Source organism: Lentzea sp. NPDC058436 (assembly GCF_042721515.1).
Classification (GTDB): domain Bacteria; phylum Actinomycetota; class Actinomycetes; order Mycobacteriales; family Pseudonocardiaceae; genus Lentzea.
The window spans coordinates 127,640-146,461 of sequence record NZ_JBHXLF010000009.1 but is presented as its reverse complement, the minus strand read 5'-3'; the positions used below and the strand labels follow the sequence as shown (position 1 = coordinate 146,461).

The window sequence follows — 18,822 nt, the reverse complement described above, 5'->3', positions numbered from 1 at the left end:
TACGGTCGGTCGCGGTTCCCGCACCGACCGTAGGAGGCCACCACCATGATCCCCCTGCCGCTCGTCAACCACCGCGTCGGCAGAGCTGCGGTGACATGCGAATACCGTTGTGGCGACGCCTGCTTCCACGACGTCCCGAACACTTCGGACAACCCGTACTTCGGCGATCTCGTCAGCCGCCGCACCGCGCTCAAGGCCGGTGCGGTCGTCGCCGCCGCGGCCACCATCGCGACACCGGCTGTGGCCGCCGCCGAACCGCAGCAGTCCCAGGGCCGCCCACCCAGGGGACTCGACTTCAAGCCCGTCGCGGTCAACACCAAGGACGAGGTCGTCGTCCCCGAGGGCTACGAGCAGGGGATCGTGATCCGCTGGGGCGACCCGCTCTTCCCCGGCGTCCCCGAGTTCGACTTCGACAACCAGACGGCCGCGAAGCAGGAGAAGCAGTTCGGCTTCAACTGCGACTTCGCCGCCATCCTGCCGCTGGACCCGTTGGACCTGACCGGGATCATGGTCACGAACCACGAGTACACCAGCGAGCCGTTCATGTTCCGCGGCTACGACGCGAACAACCCCACCGAGGAACAGGTGAAGATCGCCTGGGCCGCGCACGGGCTCTCGGTGTTCATGATCAAGCGGTCGCTGTTCTCCGGGCACTACCGGCCGCGCTTCAGCAGGTACAACCGCCGCATCACGCTGAACACGGCGTTCGAGGTGCGCGGTCCGGCCGCCGGCAGCGACCTGCTCAAGACGTCCGTCGACCCGACGGGCAAGAAGGTCTTCGGCACGATCAACAACTGCTCCGGCGGCGTCACGCCGTGGGGCACGATCCTGTCCGGCGAGGAGAACTTCAACCAGTACTTCGCGAACGCCGCCGGCCGCAACGACCCGAGGCTCACCCGCTACGGCGTCACGGGCACGGCGACCACGCGCAAGTGGGAGCGCTTCGACAAGCGCTGGGACCTGGCCCAGGAACCCAACGAGGTCAACAGGTTCGGCTGGGTCATCGAGCTCGACCCGCACGACCCGGACTCCACACCGGTCAAGCACACGCACCTCGGCCGGTTCAAGCACGAGACCGCGAACATCCGCGTCGCCGACGACGGCCGCGTGGTCGCGTACTCCGGTGACGACGAGCGGTTCGAGTACATCTACAAGTTCATCTCCAACGGGAAGATGAAGCACGGCAACAGCAAGGCCGCGCGCCGCCACAACATGACGCTGCTCGACGACGGCACGCTGTACGTCGCGCGCTTCAAGGGCGACAGCCCCGCGTCCGAGATCGACGGCACCGGAAAGCTGCCCAGTGACGGGAAGTTCGACGGCGCCGGCGAGTGGATCCCGCTGGCGGCGGGCAAGAAGTCGTTCGTGCCGGGCATGAGCGCCGAGGAGGTGTACGTCTTCACGCGGGAAGCGGCCGACAAGGTCGGTGCCACGAAGATGGACCGCCCCGAGGACATCGAGTGCCACCCGCGCACCGGCACGGTCTACTGCGCGCTCAGCAACAACGTCGAACGCGGCGTCACGGCGGGCAAGGAGGGCGCGACCGAGCCGAACCCGCGCGTCAACAACCGCCACGGCCAGGTGCTGGAGCTGGAGGAACGGCGCAAAGACGCGCTCGCGCTGACGTTCAACTGGGGCCTGTTCCTCGTCTGCGGCTTCCCGGAGGACCCGAACACCTACTTCGGCGGCTACGACAAGTCGCAGGTCAGCCCGATCTCCAGTCCCGACAACGTGGCGTTCGACCGGCACGGCAACCTGTGGATCTCCACCGACGCCGACGGCAAGCTCGACGGGCTCAACGACGGCCTCTACGGCGTGCCGCTGGAAGGCCCGGAACGCGGCCACCTGAAGCTCTTCCTCACGGTGCCGCGCGGGGGTGAGACGTGCGGCCCGGTGATCGGCGAGCGGGTGATCACCGTGTGCGTCCAGCACCCCGGCGAGGTGGACGGCGCGAACGCCGACAAGCCCGTCTCGAACTGGCCGGACCGGGGTACCGCGCGACCGAGGCCGTCGGTCGTGGCCGTGTGGCGCAAGGGTCGTCGTCAACTGGGAGAGATCGGTTGATCACGGCGCGTGCTGTGATCGTTCGGGTGTAGTACGAGTTCGCCTGCCGTTCACCTTCTGGACGGCAGGCGATCTCGTTGGGCTCTTAGGTTCGGCCAGTTCCCACACTGACCGATCTCGGAGGCCTGCGTGTCCTCACCCACCGATCGGGGCCGCCGCCTGCTGCCCCTGCTCCCGACGAACCACCCGCTCGGGCGTCAGGCTGTGACCTGCGAGTTCCGCTGCGGCAACGCTTGTTCGCACGAGGCGCCCAACTCGTCGGCCAACGCGTACTTCGGCGACGTCGTCAAGGAGGTCGTGAGCCGCCGCGGCATGCTCAAGGCCGGTGCGGTCGTCGCGGCCGCCGGCGCCGGTGCCCTCGCGTTCTCCGGCGCGGCTTCCGCCGCACCCGACCAGCCCGACGCCGAGATCCTCGGCCGTGGCGGCAACAACGGCCACGGGAACGACGGTCTGAACTTCGAGCCGGTGGCGCCCAACACCCTCGACCAGATCAGCGTGCCGAAGGACTACCAGCAGGACGTCGTCATCCGCTGGGGTGACGCGGTGCTGCCCGGCGCGCCGAAGTTCGACTTCGACAACCAGACGCCAGAGGCGCAGGCCAAGCAGTTCGGCTTCAACAACGACTTCTGCGGCCTCGTCCCGGTGCCCGGTCACCACGACAGCTGGCTCATGGTGAGCAACCACGAGTACACGACCGAGTCCTTCATGTTCAAGGACTGGGCGCCGGACAAGATCACCGAGAAGCACGCCAAGATCGCGTGGGCCGCGCACGGCCTGTCGGTCGTCCTGGTCGACCGCGACCGCCGCACCGGCAAGCTGGTCGTCTGCAAGGACGACATGAAGAAGTACAACCGCCGGATCACGCTCACCACGCCGTTCGAGGTCAAGGGCCCGGCCGCCGGCTCGAAGTTCCTGAAGACCTCCGCCGACCCGACGGGCCGCAAGGTCCTGGGCACGCAGAACAACTGCGCCGGTGGCGTCACGCCGTGGGGCACGATCCTGTCCGGCGAGGAGAACTTCAACCAGTACTTCGCCAACGGCGGCAACGTCACGGACCCGGACACCAAGGCCAAGTTCGCCCGCTACGGCATCAGCGGCGGCGCGTCGCTGCGCCAGTGGGAGCGCTTCGACAAGCGCTTCGACCTGGCTCAGGAACCCAACGAGGCCAACAGGTTCGGCTGGATCGTCGAGATCGACCCGCTCGACCCGAAGTCGACGCCGGTCAAGCACACCGCGCTCGGCCGCTTCAAGCACGAGGGCGCCAACGTCATCGTCGCCAAGGACGGCCGCGTGGTCGCGTACATGGGCGACGACGAGCGCTTCGACTACATGTACAAGTTCGTCACCGACGAGAAGATGCAGAAGGGCGACTCGAAGCGCGCCCGCGAGCACAACAAGCAGCTGCTGGACAAGGGAACGCTCTACGTCGCCAAGTTCACCGGTGACAGCCCCGCCGCCGAGATCGTCGGTGACGGCACCCTGCCGAAGGACGGCGAGTTCGACGGCTCCGGCGAGTGGATCGCGCTGGCGCACAACGACAAGTCGTTCGTCCCCGGCTTCACCGCCGAGGAGGTCTACGTCTTCACGCGCCTGGCCGCCGACAAGGTGGGCGCCACGAAGATGGACCGCCCGGAGGACGTCGAGCCCTCGCTGCACAACCGCCGGATCTACGCCGCGCTCACCAACAACACCGACCGCGGCAAGGCGGGCAAGGAAGGCCCGACCGAGATCAACCCGCGCAACGGCAACAAGCACGGCCACGTCCTGGAGATCGAGGAGCGCCGCAGCGACAACACGGCGCTGGCGTTCTCGTGGAAGCTGTTGCTGGTCTGCGGTGACCCGAAGGACCCCGGCACGTACTTCGGCGGTTTCGACAAGTCGCAGGTCAGCGCGATCTCGTGCCCGGACAACGTCGCGTTCGACTCGCGCGGCAACCTGTGGATCTCCACGGACGGCAACGCGCTGGCCTCCAACGACGGCCTGTTCGCGGTGCCCGTCTCCGGCAAGCGCCGCGGCCAGGTGAAGCAGTTCCTCACCGTGCCGAGGGGCGCGGAGACCTGCGGTCCGGTCATCACCGACGACTTCGTGCTGGTGTCCGTGCAGCACCCCGGCGAGATCGACGGTGCCTCGGCGAACAACCCGCTGTCGCACTGGCCGGACGGCGGCACCTCGCAGCCGCGTCCGTCCGTCGCGGTGGTGTGGCGCAAGGACCGCCGCAGGATCTGCGACTGATCATGTGGTCCGGCTCACTCTGAAGCCGTGAACCGGTGCGGCCACCCGTCCGTGTGATGGGTGGCTGCACCGCGGACAGCCAAGGGAAAGTCCACTTTGGTCGTCCACTTTGGAGTGAGTCGTGAAGGTTCGTCTTCTCGTTGGTGCTGCTGCTCTTCTGGGTCTCGCCGCGTGTGGCACCCCCACCGCCGGCACCGCCACCCCCACGCCCGTCGCTCAGGAGAAGGACGCGCCCGTCGCGGCCGCCGTCCAGATCCCCGCGGGGCAGAAGCTGGTCGGCAAGTACCAGGCGGAGGGGGTCCAGACGTACTCGTGCCAGGGCAACGCGTGGAAGGGCCTGGAGCCCACCGCGACGCTCATGGACAAGAACGACGAGCCGATCATCATCCACTCCCGCGGTCCCGTCTGGATCTCCACGGTCGACGGCAGCGCGGTCGAGGCGACCCCTGTCGAGGGTGCCAAGAACGACGTCAAGGGCGCCGTGCCCGAACTCCTGCTGAAGGCCAAGGCCGTGCGCGGCGACGGCCTGTTCGGCAAGGTCACCTTCGTCCAGCGCCTCGCGACCGAGGGCGGCGTCGCCCCGGCGGGCGGCTGCAAGGCAGGCGCGCAGACGTCCGTTCCGTACAAGGCGCTCTACACCTTCTACGCCGCCAACTGAGACGAGACTGAACCGGTCCGTTGACCGGTCCGTACGACCGGGGGTGATGAAACGAACTGGCATCGTCCTGGTCGCATCAACTCTTCTGGGCATCCTCGCGGGAGGTGTGGCCTCCACGGCCGCGCCGACCGAGGCTGCCACGAGCGAAGCCTCCGCGAGGGTCGCACCCGCGGTCCAGGTCCCGTCCGGCCACAAGATCGTCGAGAGGCTCCAGGCCAAGGGCGTGCAGACCTACACCTGCACAGCGGGCGCGTGGAAGGGCCTCGAACCCGCCGCCACCCTGGCCGACAGGCTCGGCAGGGCGGTCGGACTGCACTCCCGCGGCCCGATCTGGGTCTCCACCGTCGACGGCAGCGCGGTCGAGGCCGCCCCGGTCGACGGCGCCCGCAACGAGGTGCCGGGAGCCGTTCCCGAGCTGCTGCTCAAGGCCAAGTCCACCAGGGGCGCGGGCGTCTTCGCGGGCGTCAGCTACGTGCAGCGCCTCAACACCAAGGGCGGCCTCGCGCCGACCGGCGCCTGCACCGAGGGCGCCCAGACCTCCGTCAAGTACGAAGCCCTCTACACCTTCTCCGTGCCCGCCGTCTGAACGAGCCCGCCCGCCGTGCCGCTTCCGTTCTCCGGTGCGGTCTCCGTGCCTGGCCCACAGGACCACGGCGACCGCACCGATCGACTTCTTGGGCACTAGGGTTCTCCCATGACTGATCGTCCGGTCGCCCTGGTCACCGGGGCATCCAGCGGAATCGGCTCGGCCATCGCCCGCGCTCTGGCCCCCACCCACGACCTGCTGCTGGGCGGCCGCGACGAGGACTCCCTGTCCGTGCTGGCCGCCGAGCTATCGGGCTCGCAGGCCTGGCCGTTCGACCTGACGAACGTCGCCTCGGCCGACCTCGGCGCCCTCTCACGCCTCGACGTGATCGTGCACAGCGCCGGCATCGCCCTGCTCGGCCCGCTGGGCGAGGCCACGCAGGACGAGTGGCGGAAGACTTTCGACGTGAACGTCTTCGCGGTGGCCGAACTGACCAACCTCGTCCTCCCCCAGCTGCGCACGGCGGGCGGGCACGTCGTGTTGATCAACTCGGGCGCGGGCTTGAACGCCAACCCCGGCTGGGGCGTGTACGCGGCCTCGAAGTTCGCCCTCCGCGCCTACGCCGACGCCCTGCGCGGCGACGAGCCGTCGATCCGCGTGACCACGGTGTACCCCGGCCGGACCGCCACGCCCATGCAGGAGGACGTGCGGCGGCACGAGGGCGGCGAGTACGACCCGTCGAAGTACCTCGACCCGGCCTCGGTGGGGCGGGCGGTGGCGGCGGCCGTGCTGGCGACGCCCGACGCCCACATCACCGAGATCAACGTGCGGTCGCGCCCGCACTGAGTTGTCCACAGGTCCATCAACAGCCTGTGGCTAGAGGTTGACGCTCCGGAGTCGTCGCGCCACCGCGGTGACCCCGGCCTGGGCCTCGTGCCGGTCCACGCGAGTCGACTCCCCACCGGCGACGACCTGCTCCCCGGCCACCCACACGTCGGTGACCCGCCGCGACCCCGACCCCCAGACCAGGTTCGCCAGCAACTGCGGGTCCGGCGAGTCCAACCCGGTCGCGAAGGCGGGGTCATCAGCGGCGATGTGCACGACGTCGCCCCACCGACCGGCCTCCAGCGCCCCGATGTCGTCGCGCCCGAGAGCCGAGGCCCCACCCCGAGTGGCCATCAGCAACGCCTGCGCGGCCCCGAGCACCGTCGCGTCCATCTTGGAGACCCGAGCCAGCAAACCGGCCAGCCGAGCCTCCTCGAACAGGTCCAGGTCGTCGTTGGACGCGGGCCCGTCCGTCCCGAGCCCGACGGCCACCCCGGCGGCCAGCATCTCCGGCACCCGAGCGATCCCCGAGGCCAGCTTCGTGTTGGACCCCGGGCAGTGCGCCACGCCGACACCGAACGACGCGTACAGGGCGATGTCGTCATCGGACAGGTGAACGGAGTGCGCGGACAGCACCCGCCCGCCCAGAACGTCCGAAGCCTTCATCAACGCCGGCACCGACCCGAACTCGGCGCGAGCGGCCTCGTCCTCGAACGGCGACTCGGCCACGTGCACCATGAACAACGCACCGCGCGCCCGCGCCTCCACGGCGATCGAGGACAGCTGAGCGGCGGAAAGGGTGTAGGCGGAGTGCGGCCCGTAGGCCAGTTCGACCCGCTCACCAGGCCCGAACCGCAGCCCGTCGGCGTCGATCCACGACGAGATCTCGCCGGTCAGCGACTTCCAGTCCATCCCGGGCACGTCGAGGATCGCCCCGCCGAACACCACCCGCGAACCGGCCTCCAGAACGGCGGACACCAGCTCGGGGCCGTGGAAGTACATCTCGGCGGAGGTGGTGACGCCGTGCCGCAGCATCTCGACGGCGCCGAGCAGCATGCCCGTGCCGACGTCGGCCGCGGTCATCTGCGCCTCGTTCGGCCACATCTGCTCCTGCAGCCACCGCAGCAGGGGCAGGTCCGAGCCCAGGCCGCGCAGGACCGTCATCGGGCTGTGCGCGTGGGTGTTGACCAGGCCGGGGAGCAGGATGCCCGTCAGCGAACGGACCTCGCCGTCGAACTCGGGCGCGGACGAGAACTCACCCACGTAGGTGATCCGGCCGTCGACGACGTCCACGACCGCGTCGCGCAACACGGCGCAGGACGGGTCGCAGGGCAGGACCACCGGGGCGTGCAGACGCAGTGACATGCGGAGAATCCTGCCATTGTGACCGCAGTCACATTCACGCATACTTCCGGGGCGCCTGGGCATCCTCGCTGTGTCGGGCGCGGGCCGACCCCCAGGGTCCGCCCCGGCCTAAAACTTCTCCCCGACCAAGGGGCCCGTCAGTGCATGAGCCGACGGGCCCTTTGTGCATCCATGAGCAACCACGGGCAGGACAGGGGCGTCCCAAGATCATGTCGAAGAAGTCGTGCACGTCTGCCGGTCAGTTCCGCCGGGCGCAGAAGCCCGCCACCCCCAAGCCGCCGACCCGGCGCTGAGTTGGCATGATCACACTCCACGGTACGGGCGTGATCATGCGGAGGCATCAGTGGCCGACATCGACCCTCAGAACGACGACCAGCAGAGCGATCTTGAGATGACCCAGGAGTTCGAAGCCATCCGCGACGACGCCTGAGCTAGTGGTGTGCCGCGCAACGTCGGCGGCGTGATCCACGCTCAGCAGGGCGCCTCGCGGCACCGCCCCCACGCCCCCATGCGTCCAGTACGAGGACGTGGGGGCGGCACCACGACGCACCCGTCTGACCGCGAATTCCACCGGCGACGTTGCGAGCCACACCACTAGCTGATCGGCAGATCGGCGCGGACCGTCCACCCGGTCGGTTCGCGTCGGCCCGCGGAGAACGAACCACCCAGCAGTTCCACGCGCTCGCGCATGCCGACGAGCCCGTAACCTCCCGATCCGCCAACGGGAACGCCCGACGCGATGCCGTCGTCGAGCACGGCCAGGTGCAGCACACCGTCGCTTGAGGACAGTGATACGTCCACTGAGGACACAGCGGCCGCGTGCTTCTGGGTGTTCGTCAGCGATTCCTGCACCAGTCGCAGCACCGAGCGGGCCAGCTCCTGAGGCACTGCGTCCTCCAGGTCGAACGAGAGCCGCACCGGCAGTTCGGACTCCGCCGCCAGCGAGCGCACGTCGTCCACGAGCGACGAGGACGCCGCCGGCCCTGAGGACTCACCGTCCCGCAACGTTCCCACCAGGCGGCGCATCGCGGTGAGCGCCTCGTTCCCGGACGCCTCGATGCCCGGCAGCACGTCGAACTCGCGGTTGAGCTGACCTGCCCGCGCGTGCACGACGATCGCCGTCACGTAGTGCGCCACGACGTCGTGGAGTTCCCGTGCCAACGCCATCCGCTCGGAGTTCTGCGCCGAAGCGACGGAGACCGCGAGTTGGGACGCGCGTTCGTTGTCGCGGGCGCGGAAGTACAGGCCGGTGCCGACGGCGAGCACGAGCATGATGCACGCGCCGAACAGGTACGACGACGGATCCGGTTCCCACCTGCGGTACTCGAGCTCCGCCACGATCGGCCACCCCAGGACCTCCATCGTGATCATCGCCGCGATCACCAGCAGCGTTCCCGCCACCGCGCGCCACTGCGACGCCTCGCGCACCAGGATCGCGACGGTCGCCATGGCCGCGCCGGTGATCGAGATGTTGGCGCCGCTCAGGAAGAAGTGCGGTTCGATCGAGGCGCCGAGGAACCGCATGTAGATCGCCACGCAGACGATCGCGAACGCCGCAGCCAGTGCCGCGTCGAACGGTCTGCGCGGCGCGAGCACCGAGATGGCGCAGATGACCAGCACGCCGGGGATCTGCCACCAGCCGGACGTGGTGCTGATCGACCCGGTCTCGGCGAGGGTGATCCCGGCCAGCGAGAGTGCCAGCGGCCACTGGCGCTTGGCGAGCAGCCGCCAGGTCAAGTCCGTGCTCTCCACCCGAGCAACCCTAGAGCCGGAAGGACCACCCCGCGTCCGACCAGGGGCTACCTGGGCATCAGCCGGAAGGCTGAGGAAGCGACCTGCGGAAACACCCTCACGGCGGATGCCGGATTACGCGGCGGTCACGGACTCTGGAGGAGCAGGAAGTCGGGGAAACGGAGGAAAGCCATGTTGTCAGTCGTGTTCACTTGGGCCGCCGCGGTGGTCGGCCTGCTGGTCCTCGCGCTGATGGCCCTCTCGGGCGTGATGATCGACTCGAAGAACTAGGCCCTGACGTCGACCAGCGTGTGATGGGGAAGTCAGGCGCTGGTCAGGGAGTGTTGCTGGCGGAGCAGTTCCGCCAGCCTGCTCGTCGGCTGGGGACGGGTCTCGTCCAACGCGGCCGTGAAGCGCGCGGGTGAACCGTTCCGTGCGCGCGCCGCGGCTGCGGTGTCCAGCCGGAACGCGGGCCGTGCGGCAGAAGGTCGTTGCCGCGAACGCAGCCAGGCCAGGCGGTGCAACGCTTCCGCGTGGTGGTCCGTGATGGTGACGGCCGCCTTGTCGAACGAGTGCAGCACTGCAGCGTTCAGGTGAACGGTCGCGAAGTCCCGCCACAGCGTGCGTTCGGACGAGGTGTCCAGACCCAACGCCTCGGCGACCTCGCGCGCCACGCCGTAGGCACCTTCCTCGGCAAGGGAACGCGTGCCGATCTCGGCGCCGACGAACCACGAGTTGAACGGCGCCGCGGGGTAGTGCACGCCACCGATCGACAGCCGCATGTTCGCGATGACCGGAACCGCGTGCCAGCGCAGGCCCATCTCGCCGAACCACGGCAGGGTCGGGTGCTCCAGAGGAACCTCGTGCACGATCTCGGACGGCAGCGTGAACAGCCGCGGGCCCTCGTGCTGCGTCTCCACCACCAACGGCAGCAGGTCGAAGCGTGAGCGCCGCACGGGCGGACGCCACCCCATGCCCTGCATGGACTCGGTGAACCCGGCGTACCGGCGGTCCCCCATGCCGTCGGCGTACCCGGCGTACCGGATCAGCTGCTCGTTCCAGATCACCGGACCGGGAGAGCCGGGGGCGTCCGGCGCGAAAACCGTTACCAGCGGCCGGATCTCACCGCCGTTGGTCGCCAGCCGCAGGTGCTCCACGCACTCGCCGGCGACGGCGGCAGCGTTGCGGTAGCCGCGCAGATCGCGGACCTTGAGCCTGCGCCACGGCACACCCGAGGTGCACCAACCGGAGTCGCGCAACGCGATCCGCGCGCCGTACGCGAGTTCGTCGGTGGTGTGGCGGTAGGTTCCGGTCTCGGCGATCTCGGCGCGCACTTGGGCGATGCGGGCGGACAGAGAGCCTGCGTCGGAGTGCGCCGCGTGGAACATGCGGACGAACTCCTCCGCGACGGGGAGGACGTCGGGGGTCACGGAGCGAGACGCTAAGCCCGGAACAGCCTCACGCGTCACTGCCACTCGGGGCATTTCGGGTGATCAACACCGGCCACTCCAACGAGTGAACGGTAGACCCAAGGTGTTCACTCGATCGGCTTGAGACCTCGATCAGGTGAGGTCGTTCCGCCTGAACATCAGGTCGTGCGAGACCCGATCTTCGTTGACCGCACGCTGCTCGAACTTGGTGACGGGCCGCCAGTCCGGCCGAGGCGCCCAGCCGTCGTGCAGGTTGGTCAGCAACCGCTCGCCGGAACAGACCTCCAGCATCTGGTCGGCGTAGTTCTCCCAGTCCGTCGCGAGGTGCAGCACGCCACCGGGCGCCAGCCGCGACGCGATCAGCGACACGAACTCCGGCTGCACGAGCCGGCGCTTGTGGTGCTTCTTCTTCGGCCACGGGTCCGGGAAGAAGATCCGCACGCCGTGCAACGACGCGGGCGCGATGTGGTCGGTCAGCAGCACGACGGCGTCACCGCGCAGCACGCGCAGGTTGTCGAGACCGCCGAGGTGCTCGGCGCGCAGCAGCAGCTGGGCGAGGCCGGGCTTGTAGACCTCGGCGGCGACGTAGTTGAGCTCGGGCGCGGCGGCCACGAGCTGCGAGGTGGTCTCGCCCATGCCGGATCCGATCTCCAGCAGCACGGGCGCGGAGCGTCCGAACCACGAGTCGAAGTCCAGGGGCCCCTCGGGCAACGACTTCACGTCGTTGCCCATCTTCTCCCAGTACGTGTCCCAGGCTCGTTCCTGTCCCACGGTCATGCGCTCGCCGCGCTGGACGAAGCTGACGATGGAACGGGGGAACTCAGCGCTGGTCACGACCGGACATTCTAAGCAATCAGTTCGATGTCCTCGATCTGAGCACGCAGGTCGTCGACCGTGAAGTCGATGGCCTCCGGACGGCCCGGCCCGCGGTGCGCAGGAACCAGGTGCACGAACCCGCGGTGCGAGTCGGTGAACTGCACGGTCGTCGGGGTGGCTGGCCCGTAGACGCCGCTCTCGGACGGCACGTACTCCCAGTACCCGACCTCGCCGAGGTCGACCCAGGGCACGAACACCCAGCCGGGACGGGAGGCGAGCAGCTCGCTCACCGCGTCCTCGACGGCATGACCTTCTGCACGGGAGCGCAGACGGCCCCGTTCCATCGCACGCAGCCACCACGGCGCGGGCGCCTTCTCGGCGTTGAGCACCGAGCGGTACATCGTGAGCACCTCGTGCTCGGGGGCGCGGTTCACCCAGGAACGACGCGCCTGCGCAGGGGTGAGGGCGATCTCATCAGGGTTGGGTGCTTCGAGTGCACTGGACCACTCGAGGCCCAGCATTGCTTCCACACGGACCACTGGCCACCTCCGCAGCGGGGATAACCCCATTGAACGGGAAACCAAACGTTGGTGTTGTCCAAAATGCCTGTTTTTATCGGTTGTTAACAGCCCTCTTACGCAAGATGGCGCACAACCTGTGACGCCAGGCACGTTGCGTTGTGACGTGGAAACACGATGTAGCTGACGTGTCACTGCTCCCCGCGCTCGCCGTCGCGCTGCCGTTGCTGCTCGCCGCGCAGACGATCGAGGAGCAGGAGTGGCACCTCGACGCGCTCGACGTGTACTCGGCGCAGGCCCAGGCGCGCGGCGACGGCGTGATCGTCGCGGTGATCGACTCCGGCGTCGACGCCAAGCACCCCGACCTCGCCGGCCGCGTTCTACCCGGTACGGGCTTCGGCAGGTCCAAGGGCACGGACGGCACGACTGATACCGACGGCCACGGCACGGGGATGGCCGGGATCATCGCCGCCACCGGCAAGGGCGGCGGCGCGCTCGGCATCGCACCCGGCGCGAGGATCCTGCCGATCGCGAGCGCCGACGAGAAGGAGCAGTTCGGGCTCGACGTCGTCGCCGAGAGCATCCGGTGGGCGGCCGACCACGGCGCCAAGGTCGTCAACATGTCGCTGGGCTTCTCCAGTTCGATGACGCCGTCGCTGGTCAAGGCCGTGAACTACGCGATCGAGAAGGACGTCGTCCTCGTCGCCGCCACCGGCAACGACGGCAAGGAGGTCTCCGCGCCCGCCAACATCAAGGGCGTGATCGCGGTCGCCGGCACGAACAAGGTCGGCAAGCCGTGGGCGTCGTCCAACGTCGGCGCGGACACGGTGCTCGCGGCTCCGGCGCAGGGCGTCGTGACGACCGCGCCGGTGAGCGTCTACGCCAGCGGGTACGCCGAGATGGACGGCACGAGCGCGGCGTCGGCGATCGTGTCCGGGGTCGCGGCGCTGGTGCGCGCCAAGCACCCGGAGATGCCCGCGAAGGACGTCGTCAACGCGTTGGTCAGCACCGCGACGGACCTGGCCGAACCCGGCAGGGACGCGACGACGGGGTTCGGCATGGTCAACCCGATGGGCGCGTTGACCGCGAAACTCCCGCCGGTGGAACGGAACCCGTTGCTGCCGGCACCGAAACCCTCGACGCCGCAACCGACTCCGACCCTCGCCGCGCAACGACCCGAGCAGCCGGCCGACATGAGCGACCGGCTGCCGTTCGTCGCCGCGATGGCGGGCGGCACCGCCGTGATGACCGGGCTGCTGATCGCGTTGCCCGCCATCCGGTCGCGGCGCCCCAGGCCCGTCAGTGAGCCTGGTACTCCACCGACTCCTTGGTGAGCTGCATGAAGGCCTCCTCCAGCGAACCGCGCTGAGGGCTGAGCTCGTGCAGCACGATCTGGTTCTCCGCCGCGAGCTCACCGATCTGCTGCGCCGGGATTCCGTGCACCACAAGGCTTCCGCTCACCGAGTCGTCCGTCACCGTCGCGTGCGCCGCGAGGATCTCGCGCAGCTTCGCGGCGTGCGGCGACCGCACCTTCACGGTGTCCTGGGTGGCGTCGGCGATGAACTGCTCGGTGGAGGTCTGCGCGATCAGCTGACCCCTGCCGATCACGATCAGGTCCTGGGCGGTCTGCGCCATCTCCGACAGCAGGTGGCTCGACACGAACACCGTGCGGCCCTCGTCCGCGAGGCGGTGCATGAACTGCCGGATCCAGAGGATGCCCTCGGGGTCGAGGCCGTTGACCGGCTCGTCGAACAGCAGCACCTCGGGGTCGCCGAGCAGCGCGCCCGCGATTCCCAGGCGCTGCGACATGCCGAGCGAGAAGCCACCGGCGTTCTTGTGCGCGACCTCGGTGAGGCCGACGACCTCCAGCACGTCCTTCACCCGGCTGACCGGGATCTTGTTGGAGACCGCGAGCCACTTGAGGTGCGAGCGCGCGGAACGGTTGGGGTGCACCCACTTCGCGTCGAGCAGCGCGCCGACCTTGCGCAACGGCTGCTTGAGCTCGGCGTAGTGCTTCCCGTCGATCTTGACGTCACCACCGGTGGGGGTGTCGAGGCCGAGGATCATCCGCATGGTGGTGGACTTGCCGGCGCCGTTCGGCCCGAGGAACCCGGTCACGCGGCCGGGCCGGACGGTGAACGACAGGTCGTCGACGGCCTTCGTCTTGCCGTAGTGCTTCTGCAGGCGGACTGCTTCGATCATGACCTCTCCCGGTTCGCTCGACGAAACTGACAGGGACCTGGGTCACCCCCCGACGGATGACCCAGGTCCCTCTCCCCCTTACCTGGAACAGGTCACGCGTCCCGCCGCTTCGCGACGATCAGTGCGACCACCAGCATCGCGATGGCGACACCGGCGAAGTACGCCAGCGAGCCCCACTGGCTGAACTTGAAGTCGACGCCCGCCGCCGCCTGTTCGGCCGGGTTGTCCCCGCCGAGCTGCAGGAAGTGGTTGGCGTTCATGAACGGCAGCCACGCCTGGATCTTCACGCCGACCTTCGGGATGATCCCGATCAGGCCTTCGAGCAGCATGTTCCAGACCAGCAGGATGGCCACGGCGCCGGCGGTCTGGCGGACCAGGATGCCGACCGCGATCGCGATGATCGCGCCGATGCCGTAGAGCAGGCCGACGCCCGCCACGTGCCGCCACTCGTCGCCCGTGGTGATCGCGAGGTCGGAGGCGGGCGACAGCACCTTCGCGATGCCCACCGAGCCGAACGCGATGATCTCGCCGAGCAGAGCGGCGATGAACGCCACCACGACGGTCTTCGCGACCAGCGCGGACGTGCGGTTCGGCACCGCGAGGAACGTGGCGCGGATCGTGCTGAAGCGGTACTCGGTCGTGACCGCGAGCGCGGCCATCACCAGCACGACGGACAGCGCGAGCTGGCTGCTGCCGAACTGCGTGGCACCGAGGGACAGCTGGCCGTTGTCGGTCGAGGCCGCGATGATCGCGGTGAGCCCGACGCCGAGGACCAGGGCGAGCGCGCTGCACCAGTACGGTGAGCGGGTCGAGAAGAGCTTGATTCTCTCAACTGCCAACAGGGTCATCAGACTCACTTCCCGATCTCTGCGTGGTACTCGACAGCATCGCCGGTCAGCTGCATGAACGCCTCTTCGAGCGAACCGCGCTGCGGGCTCAGCTCGTGCAGGACGACACCGTTCGCAGCGGCGATGTCCCCGATCTGGTCACTGGTGGCACCCGATACGGACAACGCGCCGTCCGCGCCGTCACGAACCGTGAAGCCCTTGTCGACGAGCAACGGGCCGAGCTTGAAGAGCTGAGGGCTGCGCACGAGCACGGTGTTACCCGTTGAGCGGTCGATGAACTCCTGCGTGGTGCTCTGCGTGATCAGCTTCCCCCGGCCGATCACCACGAGCTCGCTGGCCGTGAGGGCCATCTCCGACAGCAGGTGGCTCGACACCAGGACCGTGCGGCCCTCGGCGGCGAGGTTCTGCATGAACGTGCGGATCCAGAGGATGCCCTCGGGGTCCAGGCCGTTGACCGGCTCGTCGAACAGCAGCACCTTCGGGTCGCCGAGCAGTGCCGCGGCGATCCCCAGCCGCTGCGACATGCCGAGCGAGAACCCGCCCGCGTTCTTGCCGGCGACCTGCGTGAGCCCGACCGCCTCCAGCACCGCGTCCACGCGGGTCTTCGGCAGGTTGTTGGACTTCGCGAGCCAGCGCAGGTGAGCGCGAGCCGAACGGTTCGGGTGCACCCACTTGGCGTCGAGCAGCGCGCCGACCGTCTGAAGTGGACGGCTGAGCTCGGTGTAGGGCTTGCCGTCGATCAGCACGCGGCCTGCCGTCGGACGGTCGAGCCCCAGGATCATGCGCATCGTGGTCGACTTGCCTGCGCCGTTCGGACCGAGGAATCCGGTCACCCGTCCAGGTTGGACGGTGAACGACAGGTCGTCGACCGCGACCGTCCTGCCGTATCTCTTGGTGAGGCCGATTGCCTCGATCATTGGCTTTCCCCTCTCGGTGATGGGACTACCTTCCCGCTCCGAGGGGTGCCGCCACATCGGCCTGCGGTCTGCGCGTGCGTCAACTTCCGTCGTCGTGTGGCGCTACCTCGGTCGTAGTTGAATGAGCCACATGGGATACACGGAAGCGCCCGAAGGCTGGTGGCGTGAGTTCGTGCTGGCCAAGCCGGCCCGCACCGCCAAGCTCGCGGTCACCCGCAAGGACGGGTCGCCGCACGTCGCACCGGTCTGGGTGGACCTCGACGGCCCCGACGTGGTCTTCCTGACCGCGCGGGACACGGTCAAGGGCAAGTCGATCCTGCGCGACGGCCGGGTGGCGCTCTGCTTCGACGACGAGACCCCGCCGTTCAACTTCGTGACGATCACCGGCCAGGCCGTGGTCGACGAGGACCCCGAGCAGCTCAAGTACTGGGCGGGCCGCACGGCCGCGCGCTACATGGGCGACGACCGCGCCGACGAGTACGCCGAACGCAACGGGGTGCCCGGTGAGATGGTCGTGCGGGTCAAGGTCGACAAGGTCGTCGCCGTCCGGAACGTCTCCGACTAGTTGTCGATGGTGGAGACCGGGTCGATGCCGTAGTTGCGCGCGTACCCGTTCTCCACCCCCACGAGCAGGTCCACCACCTCGAAGTAGGTGTCCCAGAACGGGGTTTCGCGCAACGCCTCCACGAGCAGCTGGTACGACTCGTGGTCACGCGCCTCCCACACCCAGATGTCGGTGACGCGCGTCGAGTAGAACTCCGTGTCGTAGAAGCGGAAACGCACGCTCTCGGAGTTCTTCTCGATCGCCGGCAGGATCTCGGCCTTGAACACCTCCACCCGCTGCGGGACGGTCAGGGTGAGCCACTCGGGAGTGGTCTTGACGAGCATGAACGCGGTGACGCCGGCTTCCTCGAAAGTTGTCATGCGCCCATGCTGCGAGCGGCCAGGCTTTGCTCGCCACGCAACTTTGGCAAGTCTGGGTTGCATACGATGCAAATATGCCTGATCAGCTCGATCTGAACCTGCTGCGCGTGTTCGACGCCCTGGTGCAGGACGGCAGCGTCACCGCGGCGGCCGAGCGGTTGCACCTGTCGATCCCGGCGGCCAGCCGGGCGCTGGCGCGGCTGCGCAGGGCTGTGGGCGACCCGGTGCTGGTCCGCGCGGGTCGCGGGATGGTGCCGACGCCGTTCGCGCTCCAGATCGCGCCGCGGGTGCGGTCACTGCTCGACGAGGCCGCCGCGCTGGTCAACGCGAAGGAGCTCGACCCCGCCGAACTGCGTCGCACGTTCACGATCCGGGTCAGCGACGGCGTGGTGACCTCCGTCGTAGCCGCTGTCGCCGCGCAGGCCCCCGGCGTGGTGCTGCGGTTCGTGGCCGAGGGCGACGAGAGCGTGGAGGCGTTGCGCGACGGGTCGGTCGACCTCGAAATCGGTGCCGGTCACGACGACGAGTCCGACATCCGTTCCGCGGTGCTGTTCACCGAGCGGTTCGTCGGCGTCGTCCGCGCCGACCACCCGCTCGGGAACCGCCCCACGCCGCGTCAGCTCTGCCGCCACCCGCACGTTTCGGTGTCCCGCCGCGGCCGGGTGCGCGGCCCGCTGGACGACGCCTTGCACGCCATCGGTCTGCGCAGGCACGTCGCCGCGGTGGTGCCGTTCTTCTCGGCCGCCGTCCAACTGGTGGCGTCGAGCGACTACGTCGGCCTGGTCCCGCAGCGCCTCGCCGCGCAGCACTCGGGCCTGCGGTGGTTCCCGATCGGCCTGCCGCTGCCGGAGGTGGAGGCGCGCATGCTCTGGCACGCCCGCCTCGACGCCGACCCGGCGCAGCGCTGGTTGCGCGAGACCGTCCTGTCGTCCGTCTAGCCGGGGAAGAAGCGGTTCAGCACCTGGGCGGCGCCGTCCTCCAGCACGGTCGGCGCCACCTCGTCCGCGATCGCCTGGACGTGCGCCGGCGCCTGTCCCATCGCGACGCCGAGTCCGGCCCACGTCAGCATCTCGATGTCGTTGGACCCGTCCCCGATTGCCAGCGCGTCCGCCGGAGTCACGCCCAGTTGCACGCAGAGCTCGTCCAGCGCCGAGCCCTTGCTCACGTCGAGCGGCACGGCGGTCAGCCACGCCTCGGTGTGGTCGACGGACCACTCGACACCGGGGAGTTCCAGCTCCCGCACGGCGAACGACAGCTCGGCCGGCGTGTGGTCGAGCCAGCGCATGACCAGCCGTGGGGTCGGCACGGCCATCTCCTCGAACGTCGCCCGGGTCTTGACGCCCCACAGGTCGTCCGGCAGGAACTCGCCCAGGTGCAGGCTGCCGACGCCGGTCTGCTCCACCGCGAACACCGAGTTCGGCAGCAACGCCTGCAGCGCCTTGATCGTCGGGCCGGGGTCGAACGTCACGCGCCTGGTGATCTCGCGCAGAGCCGGGTCCCACCACACGGCGCCGTTCGAGCACACGGCGTACGAGGCGGGCAGTTTCGCGGCGACCTCGCGGATTCCGACGACGCTGCGACCGGTGCACAGCACGACGTGAGCACCGTGTTCGGAAGCGCGGGTGACGGCTGCCGTCACGGCGGGCGAGATGTCGTTCGACCCGACCGGGGTCAGGGTTCCGTCGATGTCGAGCGCTACCAGGCGCGGTCTCCAGCTCACGTGACACCACCCTATGCGAAGGTTAGTGAATTGTGGTTCACTAACT

18 protein-coding genes are annotated in these 18,822 nt (G+C 68.9%); 8 read left to right on the top strand and 10 right to left on the bottom strand.

Annotation, left to right across the window (positions count from 1 at the left end):
• Positions 1 to 45: 45 nt before the first annotated feature.
• The 5 genes from ACFWN2_RS28690 (at position 46) to ACFWN2_RS28670 (ending at position 6,326) form a co-directional block, all read left to right on the top strand.
• A complete protein-coding gene (locus tag ACFWN2_RS28690; RefSeq protein WP_382432556.1) occupies positions 46 to 2,064 on the top strand; it encodes a PhoX family protein in 2,019 nt (672 codons plus the stop codon).
• Between the two features lie 129 nt (positions 2,065 to 2,193).
• Positions 2,194 to 4,296 (top strand): PhoX family protein, encoded by a 2,103-nt coding sequence (locus ACFWN2_RS28685; RefSeq protein WP_382432554.1) that lies wholly within the window; start codon positions 2,194 to 2,196, stop codon positions 4,294 to 4,296.
• Between the two features lie 121 nt (positions 4,297 to 4,417).
• Entirely contained in the window at positions 4,418 to 4,954 is a 537-nt protein-coding gene (locus tag ACFWN2_RS28680; protein ID WP_382432552.1) for a DUF3455 domain-containing protein, read from the top strand.
• A 46-nt stretch (positions 4,955 to 5,000) separates the two neighbouring features.
• Positions 5,001 to 5,540 carry a DUF3455 domain-containing protein gene (locus ACFWN2_RS28675; protein ID WP_382432550.1) on the top strand — a complete coding sequence of 180 codons (540 nt, stop codon included), beginning with the start codon at positions 5,001 to 5,003 and terminating at the stop codon, positions 5,538 to 5,540.
• A gap of 108 nt (positions 5,541 to 5,648) precedes the next feature.
• A complete protein-coding gene (locus ACFWN2_RS28670) occupies positions 5,649 to 6,326 on the top strand; it encodes an SDR family oxidoreductase (RefSeq protein ID WP_382432548.1) in 678 nt (225 codons plus the stop codon).
• A 30-nt stretch (positions 6,327 to 6,356) separates the two neighbouring features.
• Here ACFWN2_RS28670 and ACFWN2_RS28665 read toward each other — a convergent pair whose 3' ends face one another.
• The 5 genes from ACFWN2_RS28665 to ACFWN2_RS28645 form a co-directional block, all read right to left on the bottom strand.
• Positions 6,357 to 7,670, bottom strand: coding sequence for an amidohydrolase family protein (locus ACFWN2_RS28665; protein ID WP_382432546.1), 1,314 nt, complete (start codon positions 7,668 to 7,670; stop codon positions 6,357 to 6,359).
• Positions 7,671 to 8,264: 594 nt separating this feature from the next.
• Positions 8,265 to 9,422 carry a sensor histidine kinase gene (locus ACFWN2_RS28660; protein ID WP_382432544.1) on the bottom strand — a complete coding sequence of 386 codons (1,158 nt, stop codon included), beginning with the start codon at positions 9,420 to 9,422 and terminating at the stop codon, positions 8,265 to 8,267.
• Positions 9,423 to 9,724: 302 nt separating this feature from the next.
• Entirely contained in the window at positions 9,725 to 10,831 is a 1,107-nt protein-coding gene (locus ACFWN2_RS28655; RefSeq protein WP_382432542.1) for a nitric oxide synthase oxygenase, read from the bottom strand.
• 132 nt (positions 10,832 to 10,963) lie between these two features.
• Positions 10,964 to 11,608 (bottom strand): tRNA (guanosine(46)-N7)-methyltransferase TrmB, encoded by a 645-nt coding sequence (gene trmB / locus ACFWN2_RS28650; RefSeq protein ID WP_382432788.1) that lies wholly within the window; start codon positions 11,606 to 11,608, stop codon positions 10,964 to 10,966.
• A 68-nt stretch (positions 11,609 to 11,676) separates the two neighbouring features.
• Complete coding sequence (locus ACFWN2_RS28645; protein ID WP_382432540.1) at positions 11,677 to 12,081, bottom strand: hypothetical protein; 405 nt, start codon at positions 12,079 to 12,081, stop codon at positions 11,677 to 11,679.
• 272 nt (positions 12,082 to 12,353) lie between these two features.
• Here ACFWN2_RS28645 and mycP point away from each other — a divergent pair, with 272 nt between their 5' ends.
• Positions 12,354 to 13,499, top strand: coding sequence for a type VII secretion-associated serine protease mycosin (gene mycP / locus ACFWN2_RS28640; protein ID WP_382432538.1), 1,146 nt, complete (start codon positions 12,354 to 12,356; stop codon positions 13,497 to 13,499).
• On the opposite strand, the gene ACFWN2_RS28635 is transcribed toward mycP, so the two are convergent.
• From ACFWN2_RS28635 to ACFWN2_RS28625, 3 genes are all read right to left on the bottom strand, one after another.
• Positions 13,465 to 14,367: an ABC transporter ATP-binding protein gene (locus ACFWN2_RS28635; RefSeq protein WP_382432536.1), complete on the bottom strand. Its 903-nt coding sequence runs from the start codon at positions 14,365 to 14,367 to the stop codon at positions 13,465 to 13,467. The genes mycP and ACFWN2_RS28635 overlap by 35 nt on opposite strands.
• Positions 14,368 to 14,459: 92 nt before the next feature.
• Positions 14,460 to 15,215, bottom strand: coding sequence for a hypothetical protein (locus ACFWN2_RS28630; protein WP_382432534.1), 756 nt, complete (start codon positions 15,213 to 15,215; stop codon positions 14,460 to 14,462).
• Positions 15,216 to 15,220: 5 nt separating this feature from the next.
• Positions 15,221 to 16,132 carry an ABC transporter ATP-binding protein gene (locus ACFWN2_RS28625; RefSeq protein WP_382432532.1) on the bottom strand — a complete coding sequence of 304 codons (912 nt, stop codon included), beginning with the start codon at positions 16,130 to 16,132 and terminating at the stop codon, positions 15,221 to 15,223.
• 130 nt (positions 16,133 to 16,262) lie between these two features.
• On the opposite strand from ACFWN2_RS28625, the gene ACFWN2_RS28620 reads away from it, so the two are divergent.
• A complete protein-coding gene (locus ACFWN2_RS28620; protein ID WP_382432530.1) occupies positions 16,263 to 16,697 on the top strand; it encodes a PPOX class F420-dependent oxidoreductase in 435 nt (144 codons plus the stop codon).
• On the opposite strand, the gene ACFWN2_RS28615 is transcribed toward ACFWN2_RS28620, so the two are convergent.
• Complete coding sequence (locus ACFWN2_RS28615; RefSeq protein ID WP_382432528.1) at positions 16,694 to 17,056, bottom strand: darcynin family protein; 363 nt, start codon at positions 17,054 to 17,056, stop codon at positions 16,694 to 16,696. The genes ACFWN2_RS28620 and ACFWN2_RS28615 overlap by 4 nt on opposite strands.
• 74 nt (positions 17,057 to 17,130) lie before the next feature.
• On the opposite strand from ACFWN2_RS28615, the gene ACFWN2_RS28610 reads away from it, so the two are divergent.
• Positions 17,131 to 17,994, top strand: a complete 864-nt coding sequence (locus tag ACFWN2_RS28610; protein ID WP_382432526.1) for a LysR family transcriptional regulator — start codon at positions 17,131 to 17,133, stop codon at positions 17,992 to 17,994.
• Here the strand turns inward: ACFWN2_RS28610 and ACFWN2_RS28605 are convergent.
• Positions 17,991 to 18,776 carry an HAD family hydrolase gene (locus ACFWN2_RS28605; protein ID WP_382432524.1) on the bottom strand — a complete coding sequence of 262 codons (786 nt, stop codon included), beginning with the start codon at positions 18,774 to 18,776 and terminating at the stop codon, positions 17,991 to 17,993. The genes ACFWN2_RS28610 and ACFWN2_RS28605 overlap by 4 nt on opposite strands.
• Positions 18,777 to 18,822 lie beyond the last annotated feature (46 nt).